We start from the raw sequence: 18,364 nt of genomic DNA, 5'->3' as shown, positions 1-18,364 counted from the left end.
CGGTCGAGGCCCGGCGGCGGTTACCGGGAAAAATCGCTGCGCACGATGCCGTGGCGCTGGAGTTTGTCGTAGAAGGTCTTGCGCGGAATCCCCAGCGCTTCGATCGTGCGCCTGACGTCGCCCTCGTTGCGGCCAAGCGTTTCGCGGATGATGTCGGCCTCGTAGCGCTCCAGCCGCTCCGGCAGCTTCATGGCGGCGTTCGATTGGGTCGGGGCAGGGGGTTGTGCTTCGGCGCCTTCCTCCAATCCAAGCACAAACCGCTCGGCGAAATGCGCCAGTTCGCGCACATTGCCCGGCCAGTCATGGCCGCTCAGATGGCGATGCACCGAAGCCGGAACATTTGGCATCGGACGGTGGAAGCGGGCGGCGGCGCGTTCGGCGAAATAGAAGAACAGCAGGGCGACATCGTCGCGGCGTTCGCGCAGCGGCGGGATCGAGATCGTCACCACGTTGAGCCGGTAGTAGAGATCCTCGCGGAAAGCGCCGCGCTGGCGCGGATCGCCGAGGTCGACCTTGGCGGCGGCGACGACGCGCAGGTCGACCGGCCGCACCTCGTTGGTGCCGAGCGGCGTGACCTCGCGCATCTCCAGCACGCGCAACATCTGCACCTGTGTCGAGACCGGCATGCTTTCGATCTCGTCGAGGAACAGTGTGCCGCCGCTGGCGTGCTCGATGCGGCCGATCCGTTTCTTCTGCGCGCCGGTGAAGGCGCCGGCCTCATGGCCGAACAACTCGCTCTCGATGACCGTCTCCGGCAGCGTGCCGCAATTCAGCGCAACGAAGTTGCCCTTGGCGCGGCGGCTCCACCGATGCAGAAGGCTTGCCACCACCTCCTTGCCGGAGCCGGTTTCGCCGGTCACCAGCACGTCGACGTCGGTGTCGGCGATCTGGCGTAGCGTGCGGCGCAGCCTGTCCATCGCCGGCGTCTGGCCGATCAGCGGCAGGCCGTCCTGCGCCTCTCCGGCCGCCTCGCGCAAGGCGCGGTTCTCCATCACCAGGCGGCGCTTTTCCGCTGCGCGGCGGACGCTCTGTACCAGCCGGTCGGCGGCGAAGGGTTTGGTGATGAAGTCGTAGGCGCCGTCCTTGATCGCCTTGACGGCCATGGCGATGTCGCCGTGGCCGGTGACGAGGATGACGGGAATGTCGGCATCCAGCCGCAGGATGCGATTGAAAAGCTGCAAGCCGTCGATCTGAGGCATGCGGATATCCGACACCACGACGCCGGTAAAACCGGCGTCGAGCCCGGCCAGCGCCTCAGCCGCCACCGCAAAGGCGGAGACCGAGAAGCCGGCAAGCTCCAGCGTCTGCACGGTGGCCTTGAGGAGATCGCGGTCGTCGTCGATCAGGATCACCGGCGCGGCATTGTCGTTCGTCATGATGGCTTACGCTGCTGTCTGGAGATGAATGGTGAAGCGGGTGCCGCTGTCGTCGCTCGAAACTTCGATGCGGCCGCCATAATCGGCGACAATGTCCTTCGAGATGACGAGGCCAAGGCCAAGGCCTTTTTCCTTGGAGGTGTTGAACGGCGTGAACAGCGATTTGAGGATCGCGGGTGGAATGCCCGGTCCGTTGTCGGACACGCCGACCGTCACGCCGTCCGCGGTCTCCTCGACCGACACCTGCACACGAGCGTCGTCGCGGCCGTCGAGTGCTTCGAGCGCGTTCTGGAAGAGGTTGATCAGCACCTGTTCGAGCCGCACCCGATTGCCCATGACCTTGAGGCTCGGCGGTGGCAGGTCGATGGCCAATGCGTCGAGCCGGCCGGCAAAGCGGCTTCTCAACAGCATGACGGCGCCTTCGATAACACCGCGTAATTCGACAGGCTCGGCGGCGGTGCGGCCCTTGCGGGCAAATGCCTTCAACTCCTCGGTGATTGAGCCGATGCGTTCGGTAAGGGCTGCGATAGCGCCGAGGTTTTCCTCGGCCGGCCCGGTCTGTTTGCGGTCGAGGAAGGTGCGGGCATTGTCGGCATAGGCGCGTATGGTGGCGACCGGCTGGTTGATCTCATGGGCGACGCCGGCAGCGACCTGGCCGAGGATGGCGAGACGGTTGGCCTGGACCAGATCCTGCTGCACGATTTGGAGCTTGGCTTCCGTGCTGCGGTGGCCTATTATCTCGGCCTGCAACCGGTCGCGGGCGCGGCTCAAATCCTCGGTCCGTTCGACGACGCGGCGTTCGAGTTCGGTGCGGGCCGCCTGTTCGGCGGCAATCCGCATCTGCGCCGACTGCCGGCGCCACAACAGATACGCGGCAAGGCCGAGCAGCGGGACGACGACGCCGAGCGCAAGAAGCCGCATTTCGCGGACGGCGGCGGCGATCGGCGCTTCGACCGGGACAAGATAGTCGAGCCGCCAGGGGGTCGAAGGAACCGTCGTGGAAAGGCTGAGATACTCCGCGTCGCTGCCGCCGGGCGTCACCGCGTGGACGATCGACACATCCGGGCTGAGCGCCCGCGGGTGCTTGATCGGCAACGGCACAAGCGGCGCGTCGCCGAACTGTTGGCTGTCGCGGATCGCGGCTTGCTTAGGTGCGGCCAGCGGTGCGGTTGTCATGAAGCGCCAGGACGGCACGCTGGTGATCAGCACGACGCCATTCTCGTCGCTGACATAGGCCGGGCGGTTCGCCTCGCGCCAGTCGGCTTCGAGCTGGTCGAACTCCATCTTGACGACGACGACGCCGAGCGGTGCGGCGGCATCGCCGACGCGGCGCGAAATGTAGAGGCCGGGACGCTTGCTGACATTGCCGAGCGCAAAATACTCGGCGGTTCCGGCCTGCATCGCGCCGGAGAAATAATCGCGGAAACGGTAGTCGTTGCCGACGAAGCTGATCGGCTCGCGCCAGTTGCTGGAGGCGATCGCCAGTCCATCGGTGCCGATGACATAGAGTACCGACGCCTTGGTGCCCGAGACCAGCCCCTCGAGCTTGCGGTTCAGCACATCGATTGCCGCGGCATTTTTCTGCGTCAGCGCGTCACGCACTTGCTGGTCTGCGGACAAAAGCAGGGGCAGGGCACGCGGGCTTTCGAGCACGGCGCGCAGCAGCGCGACCTTCAGATTGGCGTCGGTACGCCCCTGCGCCGCGAGGGTCTCGACCTCGGCGGTGCGGCCGTAGAGGCCGGCGCCGTAGAGCGCTGCGGTGACGATCAGCAGGGCGACGGCCGCAAACAGCAGCCAGGCTCGGCGCGCCCGCTTGGCGAGTTGCTCGGGCGTCGAAGACAAGGCACCGGCGGGGCGTTGCAGCATCGCCCATTTGTGCATGAACTCGCACAAAACACAATTCGACCTATGCGGAGAGTCGCACTTGACCATGCGTCCGGCAGTGCGGACGTTTGCGAATGCTCAATAAAATCAACGATGAAGCACTCTTCTGCGTATCTGGCACGGCTGTTGCAGATACGAATTCAGCAGTCGCGAGGCTGCTGGTCTCAAAACAACTGCCCCGGGGAGTCGAGCTTTCGATCGGGGCGCCATGGAGGACGTCATGCAGACAGCAATCGCTGCCGCCGAGCCGCGCGGCAAACTTCCCTTATATCGGCATCTTTATGTGCAGGTGCTGGCGGCGATCGCCGCCGGCGTGCTGCTCGGCCATTTCTATCCGGAAGCCGGCGAGGCGATGAAGCCGTTCGGCGATGCTTTCATCAAGCTGGTGAAGATGGTGATCGCGCCGGTGATCTTCCTGACGGTGGCGACCGGTATCGCCGGCGTTTCCGACCTGCAGAAGGTCGGCCGCGTCGCCGGCAAGGCGATGATCTATTTCCTGGTGTTCTCGACGCTGGCGCTTGTCGTCGGCCTGGTCGTCTCCAATGTCGTCCAGCCCGGCGCCGGCATGCACATCAATCCGGCAACGCTCGATACCACCAAGGTGGCGGCCTATGCCGAGAAGGCGCACGACACAACCATCGTCGGCTTCCTGATGAACATCATCCCTGACACCATCACCGGCGCCTTCGCGCAGGGCGACATCCTGCAGGTGCTGTTCTTTTCGGTGCTGTTCGGGGTCGCCCTGGCACTGGTCGGCGATCGCGGCCGTCCCGTTGTCGATTTCCTGCAGGCGCTGACCACGCCGATCTTCCGCCTCGTCGCCATCCTGATGAAGGCCGCACCGATCGGCGCGTTTGGCGCCATGGCCTTCACGATCGGCAAATACGGCATCGGCTCGATCGCCAATCTCGCCATGCTGATCGGCACATTCTATCTTACCGCGCTGCTGTTCGTGCTGGTGGTGCTCGGCGCGGTTGCCCGCTACAACGGCTTCTCGATCCTGGCGCTGATCCGCTACATCAAGGAAGAGCTGCTGCTGGTGCTCGGCACCTCGTCCTCGGAAGCGGCATTGCCGGGCCTGATGGCCAAGATGGAGCGTGCCGGCTGCAACCGCTCGGTGGTCGGCCTGGTCATCCCGACCGGCTACTCCTTCAATCTGGACGGCACCAACATCTATATGACGCTTGCCGCGCTGTTCATCGCGCAGGCGACCGACACGCCGCTCACCTACGGCGACCAGATCCTGCTGCTCGCCGTCGCCATGCTGAGCTCCAAGGGTGCCGCCGGCATCACCGGCGCCGGCTTCATCACCCTGGCGGCAACGCTTTCAGTCGTCCCCACGGTGCCGGTTGCCGGCATGGCGCTGATCCTCGGCGTTGACCGCTTCATGTCGGAATGCCGGGCGCTGACCAACTTCATCGGCAATGCGGTGGCGACGGTGGTGGTGGCACGCTGGGAAGGAGAACTCGACCAGACGAAGTTCGCCGCCGCCATGGCCGGTGACTTGCCGGAGGAAGTCGACCTGTCGCTGCCGGGTTTGCAGGCCGCCTGACTGTCTAGGCCACATGACTATAAGCCCGGAGCCGGTTCGCCGGCTCCGGGGCAAAAGCGCCGGCGGTCGCAGTATGCCGCCTGAAACGCAACCTGAAGTGGCCCTGTTTTCGACGCGGGGCTTGTTCCAGCCGCATTTGCAGGCCAGTATCCGCCGTGCCTTCATGGCACCGTCCGCTTCGCTCCCGACCTGATCGCGAGGCGAGACATTTCCGTCGGGCTCGGTTTGCAACATCATCCTTGCCGAACCGTCGGAGCTTTGCTGCCGACCGCGTTCTGACTATGGCGGCAGCCCTCGAAGGCAATGGCGGCCTCACTGCGAAGTCGCAAGCGAAACGTGACCCACCTCCTGGTGGAAAGCGCAAGCTTTTCTGAGGGGAACTCGTCGCGCCAGAAGAGGGGCACTTGAAGAGGGGCAGGCCCATGAGGGCCTTTGCCGAACCAAAGCAAGATGCGAGGTCAAACGCGATGCAGCCTGTCATTCCGGTATCCATCATCATCCCGAACTACAACTATGCGCGGTTCCTCAAACGCAGCATCGACAGCGCCCTCGAGCAGGACTACGCGGATGTCGAAGTCATCGTCGTCGACGATGCATCGCAGGACAATTCCACGACAATCATGGAATCCTATCGCGACGAGATCCTCTCATGCCCGCGGGCGCAAAATGGCGGACACGCGGCGGCGTTCAACACCGGCTTTGCGGCGAGCTCGGGCAAGATCGTCCTGTTCCTCGACGCCGACGATTATCTTTATCCAACCGCCGTCTCCACCATTGTCGAAACCTGGGATGATGCAACCGCTCAGGTCCAGTCCAGACTGCATATCGTCGACGAGGGGCAACGCATCAAGGATGTCTTTCCGCCGCCCGAATTGCCTTTCGACAGCGGCGACGTCATGCCGAAACTCCTGCACAAGGGCCGCTATCAGACGACAGTGACCAGCGGGCTGGCCTTTGACCGCGCAACGCTCGAATCGATCATGCCGATACCGGAGCCGGAGTTCCGCCAGGGCGCCGACGGCTATCTGGCAACGCTGGCGCCGATGTACGGGCACGTCCAGTCCATCGACGAATGCGTCGGCGCCTACCGGATTCACGGCGCGAACCATTCTGTCTTCGGTGAAATGCTCGCCGAACGGGCACGCTGGCGGGTAACCCACGATTTCCGCCGCATGCAGGCGCTGTCGGACCAGGCCTCCGGGATCGGCCTGACCATCGTGCCGTCGGATGCTGTCCGCCACGATCCGGTCCACCTGGAAGAGCGGCTGGCGTCGCTCTGCGCCGACAGCGGCCGACACCCCGTGGCCGATGATTCCCGGCTGGCGCTCGGGGCGGCCGGCGCCGTCGCCAGCCTCGAAATGACCGCATCCTTGCGGCGGCGCGCCATCCTTGCCGCCTGGTTCCTGTCGGTCGGGCTGTTGCCGCGGAAAATGGCGACGGCAGTGCTGTCGTGGAAGCTCGACGCATCGTCGAGGCCGGCATTTTTGAGCCGCCTGTCCAAGACTATTCGCCACGCCATGGGATAGCGGATAATGCCGTGACATAGGTCCGCCAGGTATTCGGCTGGCCCGGCTCAGCATCCAGCGGGCGTAGCTATTGCCTCCGATTGGCTGGACCATTCTGTAAATCATTTGCTTACACCTGCTTGACCCGCGTCAGCAATATGCTTACATGTTGCATGATCAAGTCGTTCAAGCACAAGGCGCTGGCGGACCTCTTTCAAACCGGAAAGACCGGAAAGATAGACGCCAAGATGCATAAGCGCATCCTTGTCCGTCTTGACCGCTTGGAAGTCTCGGAAAGGCCTGATGACATGGACCTGCCCGGCTTCGACTTCCACGCTTTGGAGGGCTTTAACCCGACCCGCTACACGGTGCATGTCAACGGGCCGTGGTGCATCACATTCGAATTCGACGCCAATGATGCTGCCCGCGTCGATTTCGAACAGTACCATTGAGACGGCTTAGATTGGAGAATCGATTATGAGCGTGTATGAGCCGATGCGTCCGATGGAGCGCTGCCCATCCCACCCTGGGGCGCTGCTCGACGACATTATCCCGGCAACCGGAAAGACCAAGGTGGAAATCGCCAATCTGCTCGGAATCTCGCGCCAGCAGCTTTATGACATCATCCGCGAAAAGAAGCCGGTGTCGCCGGCTGTCGCTGCCCGTCTTGGAAAGATGTTCGGCGACGGCGCCGCGATCTGGCTCAGGATGCAGGCTGCCTATGATGCCTGGCATGCGGAGCGCGAGGTCGACGTCAGCGCCGTTCCAAGGTTGCATGCTGCCTGAGATGCAATAAATCCGCCGAACCACCGAGCTCTCAAAAATCGATCACGGTCCTGCCTGCCTGGACCGGTTCTCCGGTTCGACGGCGCGCTCGACCAGGACATGCGCCTCCCGCGCGGCCTCGACGAATGCGTTCCTGGCGGCTTCGGTCCAGCGGTCGTCGCTCATGGCGCGGCGGCATGTGCGCAGTGCCACCCCGTGTTTGGCGCTGCCGGTGTCACGCCAGTGGGCTTCCAGCAACGCGACAGCCTGCCGTGCGTTGGAAATGTTGCGGATATCTCCCACGATGCCGACCGCAACCGCAACCGGCTTGGCAAACCATCCTTGGTTCATGGCGGGGCCTTCGACCTGTTGAACCATCTATAACGAAAATCGTAGCCCAAGGTTTCATTCGCGCCAGTCACCACGGCGTGAGGCGGCGTCTACTGCGCCGCGCGCAGCCTGACCACGACGCTTCGCGCCACAAGCACCAGCACGGTGATGACGATCAGGATCACCGAGAGCGCTGCGATCGCCGGGTCGATGTTGTCGCGCAGGCCCATCCACATTAGCCGCGGCAGCGTGATGGCGTTGACCGAGGTGATGAACAGGGTGACGCCGATCTCTTCCCAGGACAGCACGAAGGACAGCAGTGCTGCGGTGACGATGCCGAACTTGATGTTGGGCATGATGATGCGGGTGGCGCGCTCCCACACGGTCGCGCCGAGGCCGCGGGCTGCGAGGTCGATGCGGCGGTCGAGCTGGCTAAGCGACACCAGGATCAGCACCGTGGCGAAGGGCACCGTCATCACCGCATGCGCCATGGCGACACCCAGCCAGGTGTCATAGCCGAAGAACGACGAGAACCCCGAGATCGAGGTCAGCAGGAAATAGAGCGTGATTGCCGAGACCACCGGCGGCACCACCATTGGCAGCAGCACGAAGCCGACGAGAGCGGCGGTGAAGCGCGGCTGGAACATCCAGACGCCGAGGCTGAAGCACAGTGCCAGCACCGTGGAAAAGGCGCTGCTGACTATGCCGATCCTGATCGAGAGCAGGATCGAATTGATCCAGCGCGGATCCTCGATCAGCGCCTGGTAATGGCGCAGCGACAGTTCGCCCGACGGCATCGCCAGCATGCGGCTCGGCGTCAGCGATACCGGGATGACGGCGAGCAGCGGCAACAGCAGGAATAGCGCGACCAGGGCGGCGAGGATCAGCGAGACGGGACCGGGGCGGTAGGTCGGCATCGCGCTACACCAACTGCTTCGGCCTGATATAGCGGAAAAGCAGCGCCATCAGCGCGCCGACGAATAACACCAGCACCACGCTGATCGCCGCGCCCAGGCCCCAGTCTGGGCTCTGGAAGATGCGGAGATAGATCAGCTCGGCGATCATCACGCTGCGGCCGCCGCCGAGAATCGCCGGCGTGACGAAGAAGCCGAGCGAAAAGACGAAGACGATCAGCGCCGAGCCGATGATGCCGGAGCGGGTCATCGGCACGAATACCGACCAGAAGGTGCGCATGCGGCTGGAGCCGAGGCCGCGCGCCGCCAGCAGCACACGGTCGTCGAGGCTTCGCATCGAAGAGGCCAGTGGAAACACCGCGAAGGGGATGAGGAAATGCGTCATGCCGACGATAACGCCGAACTCGTTGCGCACCAGCGCCAGCGGCTCCGAGATGAAGCCGACCGCCTGCAGCCAGGTGTTGATCAGGCCGCGATTGGACAAAAGCGCCACCCAGCCGAAGGCGCGCGTCAGCACCGAGATCCAGAACGGCACCAGGATGCAGAACTCGGCCACGACGCGCTGCACCGGCGTGCCGCGTACCCAGACAACGGTGATGGCGTAGGCGGCGGCAACCGAAACGATCGTCACGATCGCGGCGATACGCAGCGTGCGGATGAAGACCGACTGCACCAACTGATCCGTGAGCAGCGCATTGTACTGCCCCAGCCCCGGCGTGGGCAGGGTGAAGCTCCATTTAACCACGCCAAGGAATGGCCAGGCGTAAGCCAGCACAAGAAAGAGGAGCAGCGGCGCCATCAACAGCGCCGCGCCCATCCTGTCGGAGAGGTATGCTCTCATCCGGTTATCCCGGCTTGTCAGGCGGAGATGATCTTCGTGTATTCGTCGAGTGCCGCCCCGTAGTTCTTGGCGTACCAATCCATGTCGAGCGGAATCTGCTTCTTCATGTTCTCGGGATCGACCGGATTGATACGCCTCTTGTCGGCGGGGATCAGCGCATCGGTGGCCGGGTTGGCCGGACCCTGGCCGAGCTTGTCGAACATGATGAGTTCCTTCTCCGGGTCCTGGGTGCTGGCGATGAACTTCATCGCCGCGTCCTTGCCGCCGGGATTGCCCTTGAGCACGGCGAGCGCGCCGGGCGAGATCAGGCCCTGGTCCCAGATGAACTTGATCTTGCCGCCGGAATCCTGCTCGATGAGCGAAGCCCGCGTCGACCAGACGATCGCCATCGAGGCCTCGCCATTGAGCAGCACGCTCTGGCTTTCGGCGCCGCCACCCCAATAGGCGACGACGTTTTCCTTGAAGGCGGCGATCTTGTCATGCGCGCGCTTGAGGTCGAGCGGGTAGAGCGAGGCCGGCGCGATGCCGTCGGCGAGCAGTGCCGCTTCCCAGCTCGACACGCCCCATTTGTAGAGCGAGCGCTTGCCGGGGAATTTTGCCACGTCAAAGAAGTCGGCCATGCCGGTCGGTGCCTGGCTGCCGTATTTCTCGGCATCGTAGGCGATGACGTAGGAGAAGAAATAGGTCGAGGCAGCGTACTCCCAGCCGAATCCCGGCCGCATCTTCTTCTTGTCGACGACCGCATAGTCGATCGGCTCCAGCATGCCTTGGGCGCCGAGCGTGATGGCCGAGAACGGATCGACGTCGACCAGATCCCAGGTCGGCGCGCCGCTCTTGAACTGCGCCGCGATCGCGCCTTCGGTCGGGCCGGAGCCGTCCATCTTGACGGTGATGCCGGTCTCCTTGGTGAAGGCCTGGCCATAAGCCGCATCGTAGGCGGTGATGGCGTCGCCGCCCCAGTTGACCAGCACCAGTTCCTTCGCCGCGGCAACGGCGCCGGTCGAGCGCAGCAGCATCGGCGTGCCGGCCAGCACCAATGCGGCCAGCTGCGTGAACTGCCGGCGCGAGATCTCGCCGCGCACTGCCCTGGCGGATAGCGCCTCGATGGAATTTTTCTTGGTTTGGTTTGTCATGTCAGTTCCCCTTTTGTCGTTGGTATTTCCTGAATGTCAGCTTGGCGAATTCGCCACGCCGATCGTCATTGCTCTCCATCCGGAAGGAGGAAGCCTTTCTCCGCGGGCCAGGTCAGCCAGACGGAATTGCCCTTGCTGAGGGCAGAGGCGGCGACCTCGTTCGGCACCGAGACCGTCACCTTGGCGCCTTGCCGCGTCGTCAGATCGAGCCGCGTCGCAGCGCCGAGATAGGTCGAGGCGACGGCAGTCGCGGCAATGCCGTTCTCGCCTGCCGCGGCTTCGCGGGCGATCGACATGTATTCCGGCCGGATCGCCAGGATGGCATCGCCACGGACCTTCTCGGCCCTGCAGCGCATGCTGATCGCGCGGTCTTCGCAGAGGCCCGTCGAGCCATTGTCGACCGGGCGCACGCCCTTCAGCGGCAGCATGTTGATCTCGCCCAGGAACTCGGCGACGAAGCGGTTGTCCGGCCGGTCGTAGACCTCGTCCGGCGCGCCGACCTGCAGCAATTTGCCATGGTTGAAGATGGCGACGCGAGATGACAACGCCAACGCCTCGCTCTGGTCATGGGTGACGAAGACGAAGGTGGTGCCAGTCTCCTGGTGCAACCGCTTCATCTCGGCCTGCATCTGGCCGCGCAGGCCCTTGTCGAGTGCCGAAAACGGCTCATCGAGCAAAAGTACGCCCGGCTCGAACACCAGCGCCCGCGCCAGCGCCACGCGTTGCTGCTGGCCGCCGGACAATTGCGACGGCAGTTTCTTCTCGTGGCCCTTGAGCCCGACGCGCTCGATCATTTCGCCGACGCGGCGTTTGATCTCGGCCGCCGGTTTCTTGCGCACCTTGAGCGGGAAGGCGATGTTGGCCTCGACGCTCATATGCGGGAACAGCGCATAGCCCTGGAACACCATGCCGGCGGCACGCTGCTCGGCCGGCCGCTCGGTGATGTCGACGCCGTCGCTGTAAAGGCGACCGTCGGTCGGCTGAATGAAGCCGGCAAGGATCATCAGGAAGGTGGTCTTGCCGGAACCGGAGGGGCCGAGCAAGGTGAGGAATTCGCCACGGCCGATATCGAGCGTCAGATCGTCCAGCGCACGGAACGAGCCGAAGCTCTTGCCGATCCCGATTGCCTTGATCTCTGCGGCCCGGCCGGGTTGCTGCATCCTGCCCTTTCCTTAGCGTAGGCGAAATCGTAGGCAGGGCGGCGGCTCACCGCAACCGAATAGTTTTCGCCTGATCGGCAAATTTGATTCATCTATGCGCCAATCTCCCCCCTCGAGGGGGAAATGTCGCCGAAGGCGACAGAGGGGGTCGCTTCGCTTGAAGTGCCAACCTCCTCTGCAGCAGCAGGCCGAGCCCAGTTGGACCGACCCCCTCTGGCCGCTTCGCGGCCATCTCCCCCTCGAGGGGGGAGATTAACGCTGGTTCTCCGACAGCTTCGATCTCAGCCACCGCCCAAACGCCTCCAGCACCGGATGCGCCGCCTTGGCGTGCTCGGAAACCAGAAAATACGAGCGCGGTGAATTGATCGCTATGTCGAAGGGGCGGACCAGCCGGCCTTCGCTCAGTGCCCGGCCGCTGGTCAGCTCGTCGCCCATGGCGATGCCCTGGCCGGCGATCGCCGCCGAAAAGACCAGGTTCATGTCGGAAAAGAAGATGCCGCCTTCCGGGTCGGGGTTCTCGACCTTGGACAGCGCCAGCCAGCGCGCCCAGTCCTCGGTATCGCCGAGATGCAGGAGATTGGCGCGCAGCACGTCGGCCGGCTTGGAGAAGCCGCCGATCTTGTTGAGCAGCGTCGGGCTGCACAGCGGCGTAAAGGAGATCCCGCACAACAGCTCGACCGCGCGGTTCGGCCAATTGCCGACGCCGAAGGCGATGAAGGCATCGGCCTCGGCATTGCTCACGTCGTCGAGACGGCGCGGCGTCAGGATGCGCAGCGCGACATCGGGGTACATCTGCCGGAACTCGCCGATATGGGTGCACAGGAACAGGGAGGCGAAACCCGGCGTACAACTGACACTGAATGAGCCGCCGATGCCGGTGCCGGCATGGCGTGTCACCGCGTCGCCCAGCACCGTCAGCGCCTTGCGCACGTCGCTGGCATAGCGTTGGCCGCGTGGCGTCAGCGCCACGCCCTTGCCGATGCGTTCGAGCAGATCGAAGCCGAGATCGCGTTCGAGCAGGCGCAACTGATGACTGACGGCACTGCGGGTCAGATGCAGTTCGTCAGCGGCGCGCCAGACGCTGCCGTGGCGGGCAAAACTGTCGAGGGCGCGCAGCGCCTGCGTCGAGGGAATTCTCAAGAGGTGAACCGAATTTGCATGAGCCGGGAAAACATATCACTTTTTGGCGGGGCGCTTCACTGCTTTCTTTCCGCCATGGAGAAACCGGTGACCTCGGCGCAAGCGACCGCGCTTGCCTGTCTGGACGACATCCAGCCGTCGCTGTCGGCGTGGACGCGGACCATCTTCGATTTCGGCGAGACCGCCTGGCGCGAATACCAGTCGGCGGCCTGGTATGTGGAGCAGTTGAAGCACGAAGGGTTTTCGGTCGAGGAAGGATCGGGCGGCATGCCGACCGCCTTCTGCGCCCACTGGACCAACGGGACCGGCCCGACGATCGGCATGTATGCCGAGTACGACGCGGTACCTGGCAATTGCCAGGATGCGGCGACGGTGAAGCGACCGCGCCCGGGGCTGGGCGAACAGGCCGGCGGCCACACCGATCCGCATTCCGGCCTCGGCATTGCCAGCCTCGGCGGGCTGCTGGCGACCAAGGCTGCGATGCAGCGCCACGGCATATCAGGCACGCTGCGCTTCACCGGCGAGCCGGCGGAGAAGGTGAGGGGATCGAAGCCGATCCATGCCGCGAAGGGCTATTACGATGGGCTGGCGGGCATGATCTCCTTCCATCCTTTTTACATGCTGCCGCTGTGCAACACGGCGCGCTGGGACACGCATTGCGGTGCGGCCTATGCGATGATCTACCGCTTTGTGTGCGACGAACCCGAAAATTGGGTTCGCGCAAGCGATGCAGCACCCATCCCGCAGGCGCATTCGGCAGTCAGGGCGCCCGGCGCCAACGACGCGCTCATGATGATGTATATGGCGTCCAAGGCGCTGCGCGATTCCATGCTGCCGCACCAGGGCGGCTGGTCGATCAGCGAGGCGATCCTGACGGCGGGCCAGGCGACCGCCGACAATCTGCCGGCCGGGCTGGCTGAGATCCAGTACATGATCCGCGTGCCGACGCTTGCCATGGCGGAGCAGGTCACCGCCATCCTCGACCGCAATGCGGAAGCCGCAGCCAGGATGAGCGGCTGCCGCTATGAGCGGCACTGGGTGTCGAAGTCGCGGCCGGGGCTTGCCAACCACGCAATGGCCGGCATTGCCTTCGACGCGCTGGCGGCGGTCGGGCCGCCGTGCTGGGACGAGACGGCCAAGGCGATCGCCCGCGAAATCCAGGTCAATGCCGGGGGCGAGGCGACCGAGGAACCATTCATCGACGAACTGGAGCGGCTGATTGCACCACAGGCGGCCGAGACGCTACTGCGCCACGACCTGCCGCCTTGGCAGCTCAATTCCACCTCCGACGATTACACCGACATGTCGTGGCATACACCGACGGCACGATTCTACGTCGCCCGGCCGGCGCTGCGATCCGAGAACGGCCACGCGTTTCCGTCCTGGGCGATGAATGCGCTGGGCGGCATTTCTGCCACCATCGACCCGATGGTCATCTGCGCCGCAAAGACGGTCGCGCTGGCAGCACTTCGCCTGTTGGAAGACGAGGCTGCGCGCGACGCGGCGATGGATGAATTCGTCACCCGCACCGGCGGCGGCATCGGCGGCTCGAACTGGATCGCGCCGCTCTGCGACTACGATCCGCCGATTGGATTTCGCTGGCCGGAATACATCACCACCCCGCGCGGGCGGGATTGGTGGATACCAAGCAACCAAGCCGCATGATCAACCAAGCCGCCCTTCACGAGGAGAAACCCCATGACCGTCCATGACCGCATCGTCACCGAGCCGTTTTCGCTGCAGCGCCGCAACCCGGCCGGCGGCACCAAGCCGCTGACCGCCTGGGGTTTCGCCAACGAAACCGATGTTCTGACCGACGTGCTGCTCGGCTCGCCGAATTTCCTGCGCCATCTCTCGACCAGCTCGCTGTCGCGCAAGCATCTGCGCGAAGCGCCATGCAACGTCCAGATCGCGCAAGCGCAGCACAAGGATCTGGTCGCCGCCTATGAGCATTTCGGTGTCAACATCCACTGGCACGAGCCGACGCCGGAACTGCCGATGCAGGTCTACTCGCGCGATTCCAGCGTCATGACGCCGTATGGCGCCATCATCACCGCCATGGCCCAGTGGTGGCGGCGCGGCGAGAACTACGCGGCGATCCGCACCTATGAGAAGCTCGGCATCCCGATCTACGACATGGTCACCGCGGGCACGTTCGAGGGCGGCGACTTCAACGTCATCGAGGACGGCGTCGTGCTGATCGGCTGCGGTGGCGCCCGCACGCAGGAGGAGGGCGCGCGCCAAGTGCAGGCCTGGTTCGACAAGGATGGCTGGGAGACCCGCATCGCCTTCATCGACGAATATTATGTCCATATCGACCTGATGGTGGTGCCGATCGCTGAAAAACTGACCGCCGTCTGCCTCGCCTGCACGGAGCCGGGCATCGTCGATTGGCTGAAGGGCAAGGGCCACGAAATCATCGACGTGCCGTTCCAGGATACCATGGCGCTCGGCTGCAACTTCATGTCGCTGGGCAAGGATCGGGTAATCGCGCCGACCTCGAGCCAGACGCTGATCGGTCAGCTCAAGGCGCGCGGCTTCGAGGTGGCGGCCATCGACATGAGCGAGATCTCGAAGACCGGCGGCGGCATTCACTGCATGGCGCAGGCGCTGAAGCGCGAGCCGGCCTGAGGGGCCGGCCTTTAGCCCGGCCGCTTGCGCGAAAGCGCCATTGTCAGCACCGTCGATCCCGCATGGCGCGCGGTACGCGCCTACAGCACGATGAGCTTTCCCTTGCGCAGACGCCGGGCGCAACGATAGACGAGGTCGGCGGCGACCATGTCTTCCATCGCAATGCCCATCGCCTTGTAGGTGGTGATCTGTTGATCCGAAACGCGGCCCGGCGCGCGGTCGAGCAGCATGGCGCCAAGCTCGGTGCCGAAATCCGGGTCGAAGCCGGCAAGCTCGCAAGATCCGACCGGGGTCGGTTTGAATGCATCCTTGGTTTCGACAAAAAGACTGGATCTGCCGATGAGCTCGATCGGCATTTCACCGCCGGGCGGCGCCACCCCGACCGAGGAGACATGCGTGCCCGGCTGGACCCAGCCTGCGTCGATCACCGGCTGGTAGGAGTGGGTCGCCAGGCACACCACGTCGGAACTGCGCACTGCCGTCTCGAGGTCGGCGACCGCCACCACCGACGGATGCAGCCGGGCAAGTGCTGCCGCATCGTCGAAGCTCTTCGAAGCGACACGGATTTCGGCAAAATCGCGCACCAGCGGCAACAGATGCAGGTGCTGGTTGGCCTGCACGCCGGCGCCGACCACTGTCGCTATCCTGGCATCCCGGCGCGCAAGCGCGCGCACCGACAGCACGGCGGAGCCGGAGGTTCGCACCGCGGTTATGAAGGTGCCGTCCATGATGCAGACCGGCAGGCCGGACAGCGGATCGAACAGGCTGATGGTGGCGAGGTGGCTGGGCAGGCCGATTGCCAGGTTGCCTTCGAAGACATTGACGATCTTGACGGTCAGGTTCATGCCCTCCATCCAGGCCGGCATGGCGAGGCTGTAGCCGGCCCCGGGGATGTCGAGTTGTGGTCGGGGTGGATTGACGACCTTGCCTTGTGACAGCGCCTTGAAGCCGTCTTCCAGAACATCGAGAAGCTGGCTGAGGTCGATGCATGCCATCACGTCGGCTTCGCTCAGCACCAGGATCTCGGTCGTTCCCTTGCTGATTTCCGCCGCACTCCTGCCGGCTGGGCTGAACGCTTGTTTGGTCATCCTGCACTCCTGTGGTCGTCGAAATCGGCTCACCGCGTTTGCTTAGGTGAGAGAGGGAAGCGCAGGTTATTGCGACGTTTTATGTGATGAAATACGTTGTTTTTGGCATCTCTGCGTGAAATAAGCACAAAAATCTCTGAGATAGCGTGGATTGTGGAATGGAGGATCTCGACCAGATAGACCGCAGCCTGCTCAGGCTGCTCCAGGAAGACGGCCGTCGGACGACGCTTGATCTTGCCGGGCGCGTCGGGTTGTCGCCGACCGGAACCAGCCAGCGGGTGAAGCGCCTGTTCCGCGACGGCTTTATCACCGCGGTCAGGGCCGTGCTCGATCCGCGCAAGATCGGCCGGGGAACGCTGGTGTTCATCGAGGTCCGGCTTGACCACACGGCGCCGCACGTCTTTGACCGCTTTGCCGAAGCCGTGGCGAAAGCTCCGGAGGTTCTGGAGTGCCATATGGTGGTTGGCGGTTTCGATTATCTGGTCAAGGCGCGGATCGCCGATATGGCGGTGTTCCAGGATTTCCTGCAGCGGGTCATCCTGCCGCTGCCCGGCGTGCGCGAAACGCACACCTTCGCCTCCATCGCCGATGTCAAGCCGAACGCCCTTTTGCCGGTGTGATCGGGTAGAGGAGGGGAACGCTGTTCAGGGCGACCTGCATCGCATCTTCGCCATCTAATCGCTCCCCCTGGCGCGCCTTCGGGTGCAGCGATGCCGGAGACCGGCTCTAGCTTTGCTGGGTCAGCAGGTTTGCGTCGCGCGCGAGCCGCCACTCACCATCCGCCTCCTTGCGCAGGAGCGTCAGCGCATATCCCGATCGATGGACCGGCTCGCCATTCGGCGGGGTCGCGGTCATATTGATGCGGCTGCGGATGAAAGCCCAATTGCCGAGAAGCTGTAGTTCCACGATATCGCTCGTGCCGTCGATATGAACGCCGGCCGTCTCCAGCGCGGCTGCCGCGAAGATCTCCTTGTCGAAGGGTTCCCGGCCGGGAACCATGAAGATCGCATCGTCCGTCATCAAGCTGAGGACGGTCGCGATGTCTCCACGCTTGCTCGCATCCATCCACGTCTCGACCAGCTTTCGGATTGCTTTTTCGTCGCCCGTCATCCGTTACCTCCCTGGCATCTCGCCGTCATCGATGGCGCACGGCGCTCCTCCCTCGCTGCTACATAGGGCTTAGATCGCTCTCGTCATCGATTGCAGTGCGTCGCGCCGCGGGTAGCACGGTCCGCGAGCCGGCAGGTTCGCGCCCTCCATGCCTATCGCCAGCCACCGGAGGCGGTGATGCGCTCGCCGGTCAGCCAGGACGCTTCGTCGGAGGCGAGGAACACCGCGACGCGGGCGACGTCGTCGGGCAGGCCGAAGCGACCGAGCGGCGTCATGGCTATAATCTGCTTCTCGAATTCGCTGCCGATGATGCCGATGCGCGCGAGGCCCTCGGTATCGATGCCGCCGGGCGCGATGGCGTTGACGCGGATGTTGCGTGCGCCGAGCTCCCGCGACATCGACAGCGTGATCGTGTCCACCGCACCTTTGGTCGCGGCGTAGACGAGCGAGTTCGGCTGCGGATTGCGGCTGGCGACCGAGCTTATGTTGATGATGCTGCCGCCGCCCGCGCCAAAATGGTTCACTGCTGCTTGCGTGGTCAGAATGATGCCCAACACATTGGTGTCGAACTCGCGGTGAAACTCGGCCTCGGTAATCGCTTCCAGCGGCTCGAATGCGAAGACTCCGGCATTGTTGACCAGTATGTCGAGCCCGCCAAACTCCAATTTCGCCGCCTCGAACAGGCGGCGCACATCAGCCGCTTGCGACACGTCGCCCTGGACGGCGACGGCGCGGCCGCCACGGTCCTCGATCTCGGCGACGACGCGGTCGGCGCCTTCCCGTGACGAGGCGTAGTTGACGACCACTGCGGCGCCGGCCGTGGCAAGACTCTTGGCGATGGCGGCGCCGATACCCTTGGAGGCGCCGGTGACGATGGCGACCTTGCCGTTCAGCTTGCTCATCAAATCTCTCCTTTGTTGACGATGAGCGGTATT

Annotated in this window: 18 protein-coding genes; 7 read left to right on the top strand and 11 right to left on the bottom strand. The window is 64.1% G+C overall.

What is annotated here, in order from left to right; genetic code table 11:
* Positions 1-20: 20 nt before the first annotated feature.
* Together NKI29_RS17950 and NKI29_RS17945 are read right to left on the bottom strand one after the other, a co-directional pair.
* Positions 21-1,376, bottom strand: a complete 1,356-nt coding sequence (locus NKI29_RS17950; protein WP_352784376.1) for a sigma-54-dependent transcriptional regulator — start codon at positions 1,374-1,376, stop codon at positions 21-23.
* A 6-nt stretch (positions 1,377-1,382) separates the two neighbouring features.
* Entirely contained in the window at positions 1,383-3,242 is a 1,860-nt protein-coding gene (locus NKI29_RS17945) for a sensor histidine kinase (protein WP_352796818.1), read from the bottom strand.
* Between the two features lie 238 nt (positions 3,243-3,480).
* On the opposite strand from NKI29_RS17945, the gene NKI29_RS17940 reads away from it, so the two are divergent.
* The 4 genes from NKI29_RS17940 to NKI29_RS17925 all read left to right on the top strand — a co-directional run bounded on the left by NKI29_RS17940 (position 3,481) and on the right by NKI29_RS17925 (position 7,103).
* Positions 3,481-4,812: a dicarboxylate/amino acid:cation symporter gene (locus tag NKI29_RS17940; RefSeq protein ID WP_352796816.1), complete on the top strand. Its 1,332-nt coding sequence runs from the start codon at positions 3,481-3,483 to the stop codon at positions 4,810-4,812.
* Positions 4,813-5,279: 467 nt separating this feature from the next.
* Complete coding sequence (locus NKI29_RS17935; protein WP_352796814.1) at positions 5,280-6,338, top strand: glycosyltransferase family 2 protein; 1,059 nt, start codon at positions 5,280-5,282, stop codon at positions 6,336-6,338.
* Between the two features lie 152 nt (positions 6,339-6,490).
* Positions 6,491-6,769: a type II toxin-antitoxin system RelE/ParE family toxin gene (locus NKI29_RS17930; protein ID WP_023677264.1), complete on the top strand. Its 279-nt coding sequence runs from the start codon at positions 6,491-6,493 to the stop codon at positions 6,767-6,769.
* Positions 6,770-6,794: 25 nt separating this feature from the next.
* The gene (locus NKI29_RS17925; protein ID WP_023677265.1) at positions 6,795-7,103 is read left to right on the top strand and encodes a HigA family addiction module antitoxin; all 309 of its coding nucleotides are present in this window, start codon (positions 6,795-6,797) and stop codon (positions 7,101-7,103) included.
* A 42-nt stretch (positions 7,104-7,145) separates the two neighbouring features.
* Here the strand turns inward: NKI29_RS17925 and NKI29_RS17920 are convergent, their stop codons facing one another.
* The 6 genes from NKI29_RS17920 to NKI29_RS17895 all read right to left on the bottom strand — a co-directional run bounded on the left by NKI29_RS17920 (position 7,146) and on the right by NKI29_RS17895 (position 12,600).
* Positions 7,146-7,433, bottom strand: a complete 288-nt coding sequence (locus NKI29_RS17920; protein WP_031211945.1) for a DUF982 domain-containing protein — start codon at positions 7,431-7,433, stop codon at positions 7,146-7,148.
* 89 nt (positions 7,434-7,522) lie between these two features.
* On the bottom strand, positions 7,523-8,329 hold the full coding sequence (locus tag NKI29_RS17915) for an ABC transporter permease (protein ID WP_352569115.1): 807 nt from the start codon (positions 8,327-8,329) through the stop codon (positions 7,523-7,525).
* 4 nt (positions 8,330-8,333) lie between these two features.
* The gene (locus NKI29_RS17910; protein ID WP_031194462.1) at positions 8,334-9,167 is read right to left on the bottom strand and encodes an ABC transporter permease; all 834 of its coding nucleotides are present in this window, start codon (positions 9,165-9,167) and stop codon (positions 8,334-8,336) included.
* 17 nt (positions 9,168-9,184) lie between these two features.
* Complete coding sequence (locus NKI29_RS17905) at positions 9,185-10,300, bottom strand: ABC transporter substrate-binding protein (RefSeq protein ID WP_352569116.1); 1,116 nt, start codon at positions 10,298-10,300, stop codon at positions 9,185-9,187.
* A gap of 65 nt (positions 10,301-10,365) precedes the next feature.
* Positions 10,366-11,460, bottom strand: a complete 1,095-nt coding sequence (locus NKI29_RS17900; protein ID WP_352796812.1) for an ABC transporter ATP-binding protein — start codon at positions 11,458-11,460, stop codon at positions 10,366-10,368.
* A 252-nt stretch (positions 11,461-11,712) separates the two neighbouring features.
* Positions 11,713-12,600, bottom strand: a complete 888-nt coding sequence (locus NKI29_RS17895) for a LysR substrate-binding domain-containing protein (RefSeq protein ID WP_023677271.1) — start codon at positions 12,598-12,600, stop codon at positions 11,713-11,715.
* A 75-nt stretch (positions 12,601-12,675) separates the two neighbouring features.
* On the opposite strand from NKI29_RS17895, the gene NKI29_RS17890 reads away from it, so the two are divergent.
* Positions 12,676-14,265, top strand: a complete 1,590-nt coding sequence (locus NKI29_RS17890; RefSeq protein WP_352796924.1) for a zinc-binding metallopeptidase family protein — start codon at positions 12,676-12,678, stop codon at positions 14,263-14,265.
* A 33-nt stretch (positions 14,266-14,298) separates the two neighbouring features.
* Positions 14,299-15,231 (top strand): dimethylarginine dimethylaminohydrolase family protein, encoded by a 933-nt coding sequence (locus NKI29_RS17885; RefSeq protein ID WP_352455436.1) that lies wholly within the window; start codon positions 14,299-14,301, stop codon positions 15,229-15,231.
* Positions 15,232-15,311: 80 nt separating this feature from the next.
* Here NKI29_RS17885 and NKI29_RS17880 read toward each other — a convergent pair whose 3' ends face one another.
* Positions 15,312-16,319: an ornithine cyclodeaminase family protein gene (locus NKI29_RS17880; protein ID WP_352569118.1), complete on the bottom strand. Its 1,008-nt coding sequence runs from the start codon at positions 16,317-16,319 to the stop codon at positions 15,312-15,314.
* Between the two features lie 158 nt (positions 16,320-16,477).
* Between NKI29_RS17880 and NKI29_RS17875 the strand changes: the two genes are divergently transcribed.
* Positions 16,478-16,939: an Lrp/AsnC family transcriptional regulator gene (locus NKI29_RS17875; RefSeq protein ID WP_352569119.1), complete on the top strand. Its 462-nt coding sequence runs from the start codon at positions 16,478-16,480 to the stop codon at positions 16,937-16,939.
* A 106-nt stretch (positions 16,940-17,045) separates the two neighbouring features.
* Here the strand turns inward: NKI29_RS17875 and NKI29_RS17870 are convergent, their stop codons facing one another.
* Positions 17,046-17,429, bottom strand: coding sequence for a YybH family protein (locus NKI29_RS17870; protein WP_352569120.1), 384 nt, complete (start codon positions 17,427-17,429; stop codon positions 17,046-17,048).
* A 152-nt stretch (positions 17,430-17,581) separates the two neighbouring features.
* On the bottom strand, positions 17,582-18,331 hold the full coding sequence (locus NKI29_RS17865) for an SDR family NAD(P)-dependent oxidoreductase (protein ID WP_352569121.1): 750 nt from the start codon (positions 18,329-18,331) through the stop codon (positions 17,582-17,584).
* Positions 18,332-18,364: the final 33 nt, after the last annotated feature.

The sequence above is a fragment of the Mesorhizobium sp. M0678 genome, assembly GCF_040320505.1.
In the GTDB taxonomy this organism is placed as follows: Bacteria; Pseudomonadota; Alphaproteobacteria; order Rhizobiales; family Rhizobiaceae; genus Mesorhizobium.
Note: the sequence above shows the minus strand (reverse complement) of the source record. Positions and strands in the feature narration are given on the sequence as shown.